Source organism: Streptococcus mitis, from assembly GCF_946190285.1.
Taxonomy (GTDB): Bacteria; Bacillota; Bacilli; order Lactobacillales; family Streptococcaceae; genus Streptococcus; species Streptococcus mitis_CP.
The window spans coordinates 142855-155801 of record NZ_CAMHZX010000003.1 but is presented as its reverse complement, the minus strand read 5'-3'; the positions used below and the strand labels follow the sequence as shown (position 1 = coordinate 155801).

The window sequence follows — 12947 nt, the reverse complement described above, 5'->3', positions numbered from 1 at the left end:
AGGAGAACATCATGATTAACATTACTTTCCCAGATGGCGCTGTTCGTGAATTCGAATCTGGCGTTACAACTTTTGAAATTGCCCAATCTATCAGTAATTCCCTAGCCAAAAAAGCCTTGGCTGGTAAATTCAACGGCAAACTCATCGACACTACTCGTGCTATCACTGAAGATGGAAGCATCGAAATTGTGACGCCTGATCACGAAGATGCCCTTCCAATCTTGCGTCACTCAGCTGCTCACTTGTTCGCCCAAGCAGCTCGTCGTCTTTTCCCAGACATTCACCTGGGAGTTGGTCCAGCCATCGAAGACGGCTTCTACTACGATACAGACAACACAGCTGGTCAAATCTCTAACGAAGACCTTCCTCGTATCGAAGAAGAAATGCAAAAAATTGTCAAAGAAAACTTCCCATCAATCCGTGAAGAAGTTACTAAAGACGAGGCACGTGAAATCTTCAAGAACGATCCTTACAAATTAGAATTGATTGAAGAACACTCAGAAGACGAAGGTGGTTTGACTATCTATCGTCAGGGTGAATATGTAGATCTTTGCCGTGGCCCTCACGTCCCATCAACAGGCCGCATCCAAATCTTCCACCTTCTCCATGTAGCAGGTGCTTACTGGCGTGGAAATAGCGACAACGCTATGATGCAACGTATCTACGGTACAGCTTGGTTTGACAAGAAAGACTTGAAGAACTACCTTCAAATGCGTGAAGAAGCCAAAGAACGTGACCACCGTAAACTTGGTAAAGAGCTTGACCTCTTCATGATTTCTCAAGAGGTTGGTCAAGGGCTTCCATTCTGGTTGCCAAATGGTGCGACTATTCGTCGTGAGTTGGAACGCTACATCGTAGACAAAGAGTTGGCTTCTGGCTACCAACATGTTTACACTCCACCACTTGCTTCTGTTGAACTTTACAAGACTTCTGGTCACTGGGATCATTACCAAGAAGACATGTTCCCAACTATGGACATGGGTGACGGGGAAGAATTTGTCCTTCGTCCAATGAACTGTCCGCACCACATCCAAGTCTTCAAACATCATGTTCACTCTTACCGTGAGTTGCCAATCCGTATCGCTGAAATCGGGATGATGCACCGCTATGAAAAATCTGGTGCCCTTACTGGTCTTCAACGTGTACGTGAAATGTCTCTTAACGACGGTCACCTCTTCGTTACTCCAGAACAAATCCAAGAAGAATTCCAACGCGCCCTTCAGTTGATTATCGATGTTTATGAAGATTTCAACTTGACTGAATACCGCTTCCGCCTCTCTCTTCGTGACCCTCAAGATACTCACAAGTACTTTGATAACGATGAGATGTGGGAAAATGCCCAAACTATGCTTCGTGCAGCTCTTGATGAAATGGGCGTGGACTACTTTGAAGCCGAAGGTGAAGCAGCCTTCTACGGACCAAAATTGGATATTCAAGTTAAGACTGCCCTTGGAAAAGAAGAAACTCTTTCTACTATCCAGCTTGACTTCTTGCTTCCAGAACGTTTCGACCTTAAATACATCGGAGCTGATGGCGAAGAGCACCGTCCAGTTATGATTCACCGTGGAGTTATCTCAACTATGGAACGCTTCACTGCTATCTTGATTGAGAACTACAAGGGTGCCTTCCCAACATGGCTAGCACCTCACCAAGTAACCCTCATCCCAGTATCTAACGAGAAACACGTGGACTACGCATGGGAAGTAGCTAAAAAACTCCGTGATCGTGGTGTTCGTGCAGACGTAGATGAGCGCAATGAAAAAATGCAGTTCAAGATCCGTGCGTCACAAACAAGCAAGATTCCTTACCAATTGATCGTTGGGGACAAGGAAATGGAAGACGGAACTGTTAACGTTCGTCGCTATGGCCAAAAAGAAACACAAACTGTCTCAGTTGATGACTTTGTTCAAGCTATCCTTGCTGATATCGCCAACAAATCACGCGTTGAGAAATAAGAGATAAAATCCTAGCTAGCTAAAAAGCAACAACTGAAACAGCTGTTGCTTTTTATATTTTTACTCAATGAAAATCAAAAAGCAAACTAGGAAGCTAGCCGCAAGCTGTACTTGAGTACGGTAAGGCGACGCTGACGTGGTTTGAATTTGATTTTCGAAGAGTATTATTTAATCCGAGCTAGTAGTGATTGACCAAACCACCACACAAGATTTGCTTTCATGAGTTAGATAAGGTCAATATCCTCAATCCTTATCTGCTTCATTTTCTTTTACGAGATCTTTTTGTGAATCCTTTTCAGAGAGTTTTTGATCGATATACTTGTTAATGGTTTCATAAAATTCCTTGGTCGTATCACTGTCTAATTTTGTCGAATTATGAACTTGATTGACTTTCAATTGAACAGATTGAATACCGTAAGAGGCTTGTTTTTGGTGGAGCGTTTCTAATTCTTCTTCTGAAATCGGATCTCCAACAACCGTCAAGACTAATTCATTGCTCCTTGACTTGTAGACTTGATTAATGACCGTATGATTGGCGAACTCTTTTCCTACAAACTGTTTGATTCCTTCTTTGCGCGCTTGATCTATCGTCAGAGTGACTGCTGAATAACTAGCCGGAAGAATCAATAATACGATCAAGGATATCAACCCAATTCTCATTTTAATGTTTAGCTCTTTAAATGAACTTAAGGGAGATTTTCTCATCAAAATTCTTGTTCCAACAATGTTGATTAGCATGATAAAGACACAGTTGATCAAGAAAAGATAGAGAGCTCCAAATAAAAATCGTACATTTCCATTAGCTAAACCGTAACCTGCAGTACAGATAGGTGGCATCAGAGCTGTTGCAATGGCTACTCCTGGCACGATATTGTTTGCTTCTTTTTTCCTTGAACCAATGACGCCTGCTATCCCACCAGCAATAGCAATGAGAACATCCCAAATGGTTGGAGAGGTTCGTGCAATCAATTCGCTGCTTTCATAAGATAAGGGAGAAATCCAGAAATACAGAGCCGAGACAAGCAAACTGACCAATACTTGAGTAAATAAGACCTCTAGAGATTGCTTGATTAAACGCGTGTCAAAAATAGCTAAACCAAATCCGAGTCCAACAATCGGTGTCATAAGAGGGGAAATCAGCATAGCTCCAATAATGACAGCTGTTGAATTCATATTTAGTCCGATAGAGGCAATAAAAATCGCACACATCAAAATCACTGTATCTCTTAATCGAACATGAAGATCATCATATAATTTCTCACGGTATTCACGTGTTGAATAGTTTCCAGTCATTGGTTACTCCTTTTATTTCATATAATCTTGTTTCTGCATGGATGAGGGTAGAGAGACTTCTGTCCAATCTTATATATTTTTCTTCTCACCTGTTATTCTTTTGAACATTATCTTTTAAATATCCGTCAGTCCATCCTTAACATTATATCAAAAATTTTACAGTCTTTCTCTGAAGAAATCTATCAATTGAATAGATAGAGAAAGCAAGAAATTTTAGATTCCTTATTAGAAAAAGAAAAACCGGTATCTCCTCTGAACTCTTGATAATATGCGTTTTATTCTCTATAATTTAGCTATTTCAAAATTACAAGTTCTCCATTCTTAATTTCCCAAACTTGGTCAAACTTACTTAATAATTCGTTTTGGCGATGTAAAGTAACAATGACGGCACTTGGTAGTTCCAGAACTCTTTCCAATTCCATTTTAAACTGATTAGTATCCAAGGCAGAGAAAGGTTCGTCTAGGATAAGCAATGGATTTTTACGATTTTTCTCACGATTTAAATACATTCGTTGTTGCTGACCACCTGACAGGGATTGTGGTGGAATTTTTTCAAAATCTTCTTCTCTGAATTTTTCATTGAAACTATTGAATAGCGTTACATTATTTTCATAACTCGAAATAAATGTATGTTCTTGTTGCAGAATCATACCGAATCTTCCCCAAAGATGGTCCAAAACAAGCCCATCTAGCACAATTTGTCCTTCAAAATCTTCATCTGTTCCATTTAAAATGTTGAGAAGACTACTTTTTCCAGACCCATTCTTACCAATAAGCGCAATTTTATCCCCTTTTTGAATCGTAGCGGAAGTAATTATCAATTTTGATTCTCCCAGTTGTTTGGAAATGTTTTTCAAAGTAATCGTATCAAAAGAATGTTGAGGTGCTTGAACTGAAACGGGTCTCCCAACAATGTTTTGAAAACTCTTGATTACAGGCTTTACGGACTCTAACATTTGTAAATCATAAAGGATTTCCTGTATTGGTTCAGAAAAAGCATTAATATATCCGAAACTCGCCACCACCTCAGGAATACCGAGTTGCTGGTGAGATAGAGAGTAGGCTAAATAAATAAACAGAACAAGACTAATGAATTCAAAAGAAACACCTGTCAATAAGATGCCAGTAATTTTTGTCAAACCATACTTAAAATACTTATCCTGCAAATTCTTTAGAGAACTCTTTTGTTGATTCAAAAAATGCGACATAGTTAGTTTATTTACCAAATGATGTCCCATGAGCAAATCCTCCAAAGTTCGATAGTAATCTCCTTGTTTTTTCAAGTAAACCTGTCTGCGATTAGCGGTCAACTTCCCAACGATTTTAGGAATTTGAATACTAATTCCAGTAGAAAAGATTAAAATCAATGATACAATAGGATTAATTGTTCTGCTAATAATGAAAGCGTAAATGATGATACGTAAAATTTGTTTGATAAAACTCATCAATGGAGGAAGGTAATCCTTTTCCAACGAATCTAGGTCATTAGATTGATAGGAAATATACTCTGCTACTGTTTTCTGCTTGAAATCGTGGTGACTGAGTCCCAGAAGTGAACGAAACCACTCATTTTTCAAAGTAGTCGAAAAGATAATCCCCTGCTTCCAATCAAGTATCATTTGGATATAGTTACAACTCAAATAGCCAGCCACTGACATAGAGTAACCATATAGAGCTACTTGATAATCCCCTTTGATTAATGCCTGCGTGAAATACGGTAACAAAGCTGTGCAGATATTCGATACTACACCAAAAAGAAAATTAAAGAAGAGATACCATCTAATAGTTTTAAGATATGGTAGCATATACGATACTCCTTACTAATGCGTTTTTTTACATATCGCAGAACAATCTCTACTATTCCCTATTTCAGATAGTGCGATACTCGGACATTGAGTGCAATAATTGTAAATCACACAAGTACTGCAGTTTTTACTATCATTCAAAATAAAAAGAAAGCTGCAGTTCTTTTAATCCTGTATCAACGATTCATTCTGAAATCGAATAGGAGACATTTCCCAAGTCTACAATTCACTTCATCTCAAATTAATTTTTGTAATTCACCCTTAGATTATAGATTTTATACTCAACAAAAGTATAAAGCATACAAAATTTCACTTTGAACCAGTATTTATACTATATTCTGTATTAAAAATTCTATTATTGGTTTTGTAAAAAACAGTCTTCAAATATCCTGAAATATAGCAAAAAGAGATTGGGTAAAAACTCATTGTCTCTTCTCACTCAAGGACTAAGTTCACTTGAGCAAACCGAATCCGCACTATCGTTCCTTTTCCGACCTCAGACTCAATACGAATCTGGTGACCCAGTTCTTCAGAAATTTTCTTAGATAGGTAAAGTCCAAGTCCAGATGACTGCTGAGTTAGGCGGCCATTATATCCTGAAAATCCACGTTCAAAGACTCGGAGGACATCACTATTTTTTATCCCGATTCCTGTATCCTTGATACAGAGTTCCTGGCCTTCCATATAAATCTCCAGACCACCTTCCTTGGTGTACTTGAGACTATTTGAGATAATTTGCTCAATAACCACTAGCAGCCACTTTTTATCCGTCACGATTTCTTTATCAAGATCATGTAGATTGACATTTAAGCCTTTTTGAATAAAGAAAAGAGCATATTTACGAATTATTTCCTTGACCAAGTCCTCAATTTGAACCTGCTTTAAGACCAAATCATCATGAAAACTTTCTAAACGCAGGTACTGTAAAACTAGATTGGTATAGGAGTCTATCTTGAAAATTTCCTGTTCTAATTGTTGCTTCAGTTGGCGGTCGGCTACTTCTGCAACTAAGAGTTGACTGGCTGCAATGGGGGTCTTAATCTGATGGACCCACAAGGTATAGTAATCCAGCAAATCCGTCAGTTTTCTTTCTGAATCTGACCTCTGCTGATAAAGTTCCATCTCACGCGCTTCTAATTTTTCAGCTAAAGCTATTTCCAAAGGAGATTTGGCTTCCCTCTCCCCATAGAGAAGTTCCTGGCGATAGACCTGCATTTCCACCAATATGTCCCAAGCGAAAAATAAAATGGTTACAAAGCAACACAAGAGGAAAAAGTAGAGAAAGTAAGTTCCTAAACTTGCAAATAAAAACTGAAAGAGCAAAACCAGAAACGTCAAAGAAAGCAGATAGACAAACAGACGACTACGGGAGCGCAGATAGGCTAGAAAAAATTGTTTCCAATCAAGCATGCTTTAATCCGTACCCTATTCCTTTCTTGGTCTCGATAAATCCTACCAAGCCCTGCTCTTCCAACTTTTTACGCAAACGAGCCACATTGACAGAGAGGGTATTATCATCAATGAAAAAGTCACTGTTCCAAAGTTCCCGCATGAGGTCATCACGCGCTACGATGTTGCCTGCATGCTCAAACAAAACTCGTAAAATCTGAAACTCATTCTTGGTCAAATTCAAGACTTGCCCTTGATAATGTAAATCCATGGATTTGGTATTGAGAATCACACCGGCGTATTCCAGTAAACTCTCGTCACGCCCAAACTCATAGGAACGACGCAACAAGCCCTGAACCTTAGCTAAAAGAACCTGCTGGTCAAAAGGCTTGGTCACAAAGTCATCCGCCCCCATATTGATTGCCATGACAATATCCATAGCCTGGTCTCTCGAAGACAGAAACATGATGGGGACCTTGGAAATCTTGCGAATCTCCTGACACCAGTGATAACCATTAAACAAGGGCAAGCCAATATCCATGAGGACCAGATGAGGCTCCGACTGGACAAAAAGACTCAAAACTTCCATAAAGTCTTCTACCAGAACCACTTCAAATCCCCATTCAGAGAGCATTTTCCCGACCTGTTGCCGAATAACCTGATCATCTTCTACTAATAAAATCTTGTGCATGCGCTCCTCCTTTTCTATTATTATAACAGATTTTTCCATGCTCGAAGGTCTGAAACTGAATTTGAAATAGCTTGTTTTTAGCCAACAAAGCAAGACAATCCTACTAGCTAATTTGAGGGAAATTTGATAAGATAAATAAAAAGAAAGGAGCTATTATGGCCAATATTTTTGATTATCTGAAAGATGTCGCACACGATTCCTTTTACGACCTTCCTTTAAATGAATTAGACATTCTAGCCTTAACAGAAATCACCTACCTCTCCTTTGACAATCTGGTCTCCACAAGTCCTCAGCGACTTTTAGACCTGGCTCCTCAGGTTCCAAGAGAGTCTAACATGTTAACCAGTAAAAATCGCCTCCAGCTATTAGATGAACTAGCTCAACACAAACGCTTCAAAAATTGCAAACTCTCCCATTTTATTAATGACATCGACCCTGAGCTGCAAAAACAATTTGCGGCTATGACCTACCGCCTCAATCTCGATACCTATCTGATTGTCTTTCGTGGGACTGATGACAGCATCATTGGTTGGAAGGAAGATTTCCATCTAACCTATATGAAGGAAATTCCTGCTCAAAAGCATGCCCTCCGCTATTTAAAGAACTTTTTTGCCCAACATCCTAAGCAAAAAGTCATTCTGGCTGGGCATTCCAAGGGAGGCAATCTAGCCATCTATGCTGCTAGTCAAATTGAGAAAAACTTGCAAAATCAAATCACAGCAGTTTATACCTTTGATGCACCTGGTCTCCACAAAGAACTGACACAAAGCGAGGGCTATCAAAGGATAATGGATAAAACCAAGGTCTTCATTCCACAAGGCTCCATCATCGGTATGATGCTGGAAATTCCGGCCCACCAAATCATCGTGCACAGTACTGCCTTAGGTGGTATCGCCCAGCACGATACCTTTAGTTGGCAGATTGAGGACAAGCACTTCGTCCAACTGGATAAGACCAACAGTGATAGCCAACAAGTTGACACAACCTTCAAGGAGTGGGTGGCCACAGTCCCTGACGAGGAACTCCAGCTCTACTTCGACCTCTTCTTTGGCACCATTCTAGATGCTGGGATTAGCTCCATCAATGACCTGTCTTCCTTAAAGGCTATCGAACACATTCATCATCTCTTTGTCCAAGCTCAATCCCTCACTCCAGAAGAAAGGGAAACCATGGGACGCCTTACTCAATTATTGATTGATACCCGTTACCAAGCATGGAAAAATAGATAAAAAGCTTATGAAAAGGTAATACTCTTCGAAAATCAAATTCAAACCACGTCAGCGTCGCCTTACCGTACTCAAGTACAGCTTGCGGCTAGCTTCCTAGTTTGCTTTTTGATTTTCATTGAGTATAAAAACCTTCTCATAAGCTTTTCTTGTTTTAAAGAAGAATTCAATCCTTCATCTGAATCTCTGCATCAGCCACGACTTGCTCTAGACTGGTCTGACCAAGTTCAGTCTCCATAGCCAGCTGAATTCTCTCCAATTTTTGATCCAAAACCTCATGAATATGAGCTCCGACTGGGCAATTTGGATTTGGATTGTCATGGAAACTAAAAAGTTGGCCTGTCTTACCAAGACACTCAACCGCCTGATAAACATCTAAAAGACTAATATCTTTGAGATCTTTGACAATCTCTGTCCCCCCTGTTCCACGCGCTACTGATATCAGCTCTGCCTTCTTCAACTGGGACAAGGTTTTTCTGATAATGACAGGGTTAACCCCAACACTAGCAGCCAGAAAATCACTGGTCACCTTGCTTTCCTTCCCCTTGAGGGCAATGATAATCAGCATATGAGTCGCAATGGTAAATCTACTTGGAATTTGCATCCTCTTCTCCTTTTTACGAGGCTAACCTGCCTCTACTCTTCTTTTTCTATTATTATACCCTTTTCAGTTGTAATGTCAATCATTACCACTTTTCAACCAGGCATCTAATTCCCTATCATAACCCTCTTTCTGGGCCAATTCTCTCAGAAATTCCTGATGATGAGTATGGTGGATACCATTGACCAGACTTTCATAGTAAACCTCAAAATAAGGAAGTTTGAGGTCTTTAGCTAGCTGCAATTCAGCTGCCACATCGTAGTCCACCCGTCGGAAGTCCATATCTACCAAGCCCTTGTCATCAAACTCCAAAATCATATACTGGGCCCGTAAGTCCTTCCGCAACTGGGCATCTAGAAAGAAAGGTTGCCCAATCGAACCTGGATTGACAATCAATTGCCCACCAGTCCCGTAACGAAGCAACTGCTGGTGAATATGACCATAAACAGCAATATCACAAGGAGGATTGGTCACCAAGCGGTCAAAATCCTCTTGCGCTCCAGTATGAATCAACTCTCTCCCCCAGTTCTTATCAGGAAGATGGTGGCTAATTCCTACCGTCAAATCCCCAAACTGACGATGAAGCTGGAGAGGTTGATTGTGGAGCAATTCGATTTCTTCTAGGGAAATTTCCTCTAAAACATACTGGCACTGGCGCAAGAGATAGCGTTGACTGGGACGAGTACTATCCAATTCCTTTCGGACACCATGCCACAGACTGTCTTCCCAGTTTCCCAAAACTCTAGCCGTAATCGGTAGTTGAGCCAACAAGTCCAAAATCCTTCTAAGCCCTGTCCCTGGCATGAGAATGTCTCCCAAAAGCCAGTATTCATCCACTCCTAGCTGCCGAGCATCTGTCAAAACAGCCTCCAGGGCGGTGGTATTTCCATGAATATCTGAAAGAAGAGCTATTTTCGTCATATCCATCTCCTCGTTTTTTCTCTTGCAATAAGTATAACATAAAAAGTCACAGCTAGAGAAATCTAGCTTTTTTTGATATACTAGATAAAGATATTAGACAAGAGGAAACGAATGACCCCGAATAAAGAAGACTATCTAAAGTGTATTTATGAAATCGGCATAGACCTGCATAAAATTACCAACAAGGAAATTGCTGCCCGCATGCAAGTCTCTCCCCCTGCCGTAACTGAAATGATTAAACGGATGAAGAGTGAAAATCTCATCCTCAAAGACAAGGAATGTGGCTATCTACTGACTGATCTCGGACTCAAACTGGTCTCTGAGCTCTATCGTAAGCACCGCTTGATTGAAGTTTTTCTAGTCCATCATTTAGACTATACGAGTGACCAGATTCATGAGGAAGCTGAGGTCTTGGAACATACTGTCTCTGACCTGTTCGTGGAAAGACTGGATAAACTACTAGGATTTCCCAAGACCTGTCCTCACGGAGGAACTATTCCTGCCAAGGGAGAACTCCTAGTTGAAATCAATAACCTGCCACTAGCTGACATCAAGGAAGCTGGCTCCTATCGCCTAACTCGGGTGCACGATAGTTTTGACATTCTCAGTTATCTGGACAAGCACTCACTTCACATCGGTGACCAGCTCCAAGTCCAGCAGTTTGATGGCTTCAGTAACACCTTTACTATCCTTAGTAAAGACGAGGATTTACAAGTGAATATGGACATTGCAAAACAACTCTATGTCGAGAAAATCAACTAATTTCTCAAGTCCCCCAACCAACCCTGAAAGTTTTATTTTCAGGGTTTTATTTCTATCATTTGATTTTACTTTCATTTAGTTGTAGAATGTTTGTAAAAAACAAGAAAGATAGTTTAACCTATGAAAAAATCACTAAAAATTTTTGCGACATCCAAATGGTTTGACCTCTTCGGGGTTGCTTTGGTCGTTGGGATTGCGATTGCATCTGGTTACCTCAACTCCCGTCTCGACAAATTCGTAGACTGGGGCCCATGGACTACCCTTGTCCCCTTTGGATTGATTTCCGTAACCAACGTTGGGATTTCCATGTTGTCCACTCGTTTCACGGGAAAATTAAGCAAATGGGGAAATTACTTTGGTATTGTTAATACCATTTTGTCCGGTGCTATTGATTATATCCTTGGAAATAAGGCGGCCATTATCACCTATCCTGTCACTTTCCTCATTTATACCTTTGCTATAAAGAAATGGGAAGCTTCGCAAGAAGGCAGACCCAACCAAATGAGCCAAAAACAGCTAAAATTAGCGGCCATCATCATTTCCATCATCGCCTTCCTCTTTGCCTTTATAACCAACTATATTGGATATGGGGGCAAGATGAATCTCCTTGCCTACGTAACAACTATTGCCTTTGCACTCTCACTCATTGCCAATGCTTTTAACGCATTGAAACTAACAACTCAGTGGGGCTTTTGGTTGATTTACAATTTCGTTCAGCTGACAAAAGCTGGTATTCAAGGAAATTTTGCCAATATCGGAAAATACATCTTTTATATCCTCAATGCAATCGGAGCTTTATTTGTCTGGAATGATGAAGAAGTAAGATAATAGAAGAAAACTTACATAAAAAAACAAGTCGACTTAAGAGAATCTCCCTTCTGCTATTTTTATCATTTTACTTGTAACTTCCATTCTTTTGGAGTAGAATGAAGATAGATAAAAGAGGGAGGTCATCTTATGAAAAAACTCTTTAGACTCCATTTTACAGCAATTGCAGTCATCGATTTGCTACTATTCGCATTTTTTAACAAAAGACCCGAGACATCTTTGGAGTGGCTCTTGCTATCTGGTTTTATTTTCCTCCTTACTCAAGGACTCCTGTTATTTCGCTTGGTTGTCCGACTCAAACATCAATTCGCTGAGATTTATCCTCAAATCAATAAAAAGATTCGCTTCTACTATTTAGGGGTTCTCTCCATTGATTTTCTATTTTTTGTCCTCTTAGCCTTCATTAGTTCTCAGCGTTTTTACTCTCTTATGCCAATCATCACTGCTTGTCATTCTACTTTATATTATATGACGGCTGACTACCTAAGAGAACACTATCCAGATTTTTACGATAAACACATCTCTTTATGGGAGTGTCTCTAAGGAAAAGGAGGTTTTAGCATGAAAAAAATCATCTCCATCAAAACCATTCAACTCCTTATCATCGATGGAATTATGCTGGCATTTTTGACATTTAAAGAGGGACTTACTTGGGATTGGATGTTGATTTATAGCGGTTGGCTCATTTTCTTTCATCCTGTGCTATTGACCTATCTTTCCAACCAACTTTGTGACCACTTTAGTCACCTTTATTCCCAGATTAGACCGAGATTCTGGCGCTTTGCCTTACAAATCCTTCTATGGGATAGCCTGATCATTCTCTCCTTGCTGTTTTTAAGAGTTATTCCACTTTTCCTTCAGGGAACTCTCCTAATCCTAGGACACCTCATTCCTTCCTATCGCATAAGTCAAAGCCTAAAAAGAGACTTCCCAAAAGCCTATCAAGAACCGATTTCATTTTGGAGTATTTTGTGATAGATAAGAAAAACCAAGCCGACTGGGCTTGGTCTTTCTTATCTATTTTTCGTATCAAGGATAATGGTGACTGGTCCGTCATTGACCAGCTCAACCTGCATATCCGCTCCAAAGATCCCTGTCTGAACGGACACTTCTTGCGCTAGTTTTTGATTGAAAGTATCATAGAAGTCTGATGCCATATCAGGCTTGGCTGCACCTGTAAAGGCTGGACGATTGCCCTTCTTAGTATCCGCAAAGAGGGTAAACTGAGAAATAGAGAGGATTTCTCCTTCAATATCTTTGACAGACAGGTTCATCTTGCCTTCTGCGTCTGAAAAAATCCGCATGTTGACAAGCTTTCTCACAGCATAGTCCAAATCTTCCTCTTGGTCCTCTGGTCCAACACCAACCAGCAATAAGAGTCCCTGATTGATTTTTCCCTGAACCTGACCTTCGATACTCACTTGGGCTTTTGTAACCCTTTGGATAATGATTTTCATAATAGCCTTTCTAGTAGAA

At 40.1% G+C, this 12947-nt stretch carries 13 protein-coding genes and 1 pseudogene; 7 read left to right on the top strand and 7 right to left on the bottom strand.

Features of this window, described 5'->3' with window-relative positions; genetic code table 11:
* The first annotated feature begins 11 nt into the window (after positions 1 to 11).
* Positions 12 to 1955: a threonine--tRNA ligase gene (thrS, locus tag N8L39_RS06015; RefSeq protein ID WP_000608345.1), complete on the top strand. Its 1944-nt coding sequence runs from the start codon at positions 12 to 14 to the stop codon at positions 1953 to 1955.
* A 243-nt stretch (positions 1956 to 2198) separates the two neighbouring features.
* Here thrS and N8L39_RS06010 read toward each other — a convergent pair whose 3' ends face one another.
* From N8L39_RS06010 to N8L39_RS05995, 4 genes are all read right to left on the bottom strand, one after another.
* Positions 2199 to 3248, bottom strand: coding sequence for a DUF389 domain-containing protein (locus tag N8L39_RS06010; RefSeq protein ID WP_261010321.1), 1050 nt, complete (start codon positions 3246 to 3248; stop codon positions 2199 to 2201).
* A gap of 293 nt (positions 3249 to 3541) precedes the next feature.
* Positions 3542 to 5053 carry an ATP-binding cassette domain-containing protein gene (locus N8L39_RS06005; RefSeq protein ID WP_004242726.1) on the bottom strand — a complete coding sequence of 504 codons (1512 nt, stop codon included), beginning with the start codon at positions 5051 to 5053 and terminating at the stop codon, positions 3542 to 3544.
* A gap of 435 nt (positions 5054 to 5488) precedes the next feature.
* A complete protein-coding gene (locus tag N8L39_RS06000) occupies positions 5489 to 6463 on the bottom strand; it encodes a sensor histidine kinase (RefSeq protein ID WP_261010322.1) in 975 nt (324 codons plus the stop codon).
* Positions 6456 to 7133, bottom strand: a complete 678-nt coding sequence (locus N8L39_RS05995; RefSeq protein WP_000548991.1) for a response regulator transcription factor — start codon at positions 7131 to 7133, stop codon at positions 6456 to 6458. Before N8L39_RS05995 ends, N8L39_RS06000 begins: the two co-directional genes overlap by 8 nt.
* Positions 7134 to 7288: 155 nt before the next feature.
* Here N8L39_RS05995 and N8L39_RS05990 point away from each other — a divergent pair, with 155 nt between their 5' ends.
* Positions 7289 to 8362, top strand: coding sequence for a DUF2974 domain-containing protein (locus tag N8L39_RS05990; protein WP_261010323.1), 1074 nt, complete (start codon positions 7289 to 7291; stop codon positions 8360 to 8362).
* Between the two features lie 163 nt (positions 8363 to 8525).
* Here the strand turns inward: N8L39_RS05990 and N8L39_RS05985 are convergent, their stop codons facing one another.
* Both N8L39_RS05985 and N8L39_RS05980 read right to left on the bottom strand, forming a co-directional pair.
* Positions 8526 to 8963, bottom strand: coding sequence for an Rrf2 family transcriptional regulator (locus N8L39_RS05985; RefSeq protein WP_261010324.1), 438 nt, complete (start codon positions 8961 to 8963; stop codon positions 8526 to 8528).
* A 75-nt stretch (positions 8964 to 9038) separates the two neighbouring features.
* Positions 9039 to 9881: a metallophosphoesterase family protein gene (locus N8L39_RS05980; protein ID WP_261010325.1), complete on the bottom strand. Its 843-nt coding sequence runs from the start codon at positions 9879 to 9881 to the stop codon at positions 9039 to 9041.
* A gap of 111 nt (positions 9882 to 9992) precedes the next feature.
* Here N8L39_RS05980 and N8L39_RS05975 point away from each other — a divergent pair, with 111 nt between their 5' ends.
* The 5 genes and pseudogenes from N8L39_RS05975 to N8L39_RS05955 all read left to right on the top strand — a co-directional run bounded on the left by N8L39_RS05975 (position 9993) and on the right by N8L39_RS05955 (position 12446).
* Positions 9993 to 10643 carry a metal-dependent transcriptional regulator gene (locus tag N8L39_RS05975; RefSeq protein WP_261010326.1) on the top strand — a complete coding sequence of 217 codons (651 nt, stop codon included), beginning with the start codon at positions 9993 to 9995 and terminating at the stop codon, positions 10641 to 10643.
* A pseudogene (locus N8L39_RS05970) lies at positions 10624 to 10807 on the top strand (hypothetical protein). Before N8L39_RS05975 ends, N8L39_RS05970 begins: the two are co-directional and overlap by 20 nt.
* On the top strand, positions 10764 to 11471 hold the full coding sequence (locus tag N8L39_RS05965; protein ID WP_261010327.1) for a nicotinamide mononucleotide transporter: 708 nt from the start codon (positions 10764 to 10766) through the stop codon (positions 11469 to 11471). Before N8L39_RS05970 ends, N8L39_RS05965 begins: the two are co-directional and overlap by 44 nt.
* Positions 11472 to 11600: 129 nt before the next feature.
* Positions 11601 to 12014, top strand: a complete 414-nt coding sequence (locus N8L39_RS05960) for a hypothetical protein (protein WP_261010328.1) — start codon at positions 11601 to 11603, stop codon at positions 12012 to 12014.
* A gap of 18 nt (positions 12015 to 12032) precedes the next feature.
* Positions 12033 to 12446, top strand: a complete 414-nt coding sequence (locus N8L39_RS05955) for a hypothetical protein (RefSeq protein WP_261010329.1) — start codon at positions 12033 to 12035, stop codon at positions 12444 to 12446.
* Positions 12447 to 12484: 38 nt separating this feature from the next.
* Here the strand turns inward: N8L39_RS05955 and dtd are convergent, their stop codons facing one another.
* Positions 12485 to 12928, bottom strand: a complete 444-nt coding sequence (gene dtd, locus N8L39_RS05950; RefSeq protein WP_261010330.1) for a D-aminoacyl-tRNA deacylase — start codon at positions 12926 to 12928, stop codon at positions 12485 to 12487.
* Between the last annotated feature and the right edge of the window lie 19 nt (positions 12929 to 12947).